Genomic DNA, 513 nt, shown 5'->3' on the forward strand with positions numbered 1-513 from the left:
CAAGCCATAGCTTCGGTGGTGTGTTTAGCCCCGTTACATTTTCGGCGCAGAGTCACTCGACCAGTGAGCTATTACGCACTCTTTCAATGGTGGCTGCTTCTAAGCCAACATCCTGGTTGTCTGTGCAACTCCACATCCTTTCCCACTTAACACACACTTGGGGACCTTAGCTGATGGTCTGGGCTGTTTCCCTTTTGACAATGGATCTTAGCACTCACTGTCTGACTCCCGGAAGTAAGTCTATGGCATTCGGAGTTTGACTGAGCTTGGTAACCCTTGCGGGCCCCGCACCCAATCAGTGCTCTACCTCCACGACTCTGTTTTCCGAGGCTAGCCCTAAAGCTATTTCGGGGAGAACCAGCTATCTCCGAGTTCGATTGGAATTTCTCCGCTACCCCCACCTCATCCCCGCACTTTTCAACGTGCGTGGGTTCGGGCCTCCAGTGCGTGTTACCGCACCTTCACCCTGGACAGGGGTAGATCACCCGGTTTCGGGTCTACGTCCACGTACTC

Annotated in this window: 1 rRNA gene; it reads right to left on the minus strand. The window is 53.8% G+C overall.

The features are described 5' to 3' along the window. Positions 1-513, minus strand: a 23S ribosomal RNA gene (locus tag IEW26_RS30120); the annotation flags it as partial.

This window comes from Paenibacillus silvae (genome assembly GCF_014639235.1).
GTDB lineage: Bacteria > Bacillota > Bacilli > Paenibacillales > Paenibacillaceae > Paenibacillus > Paenibacillus silvae.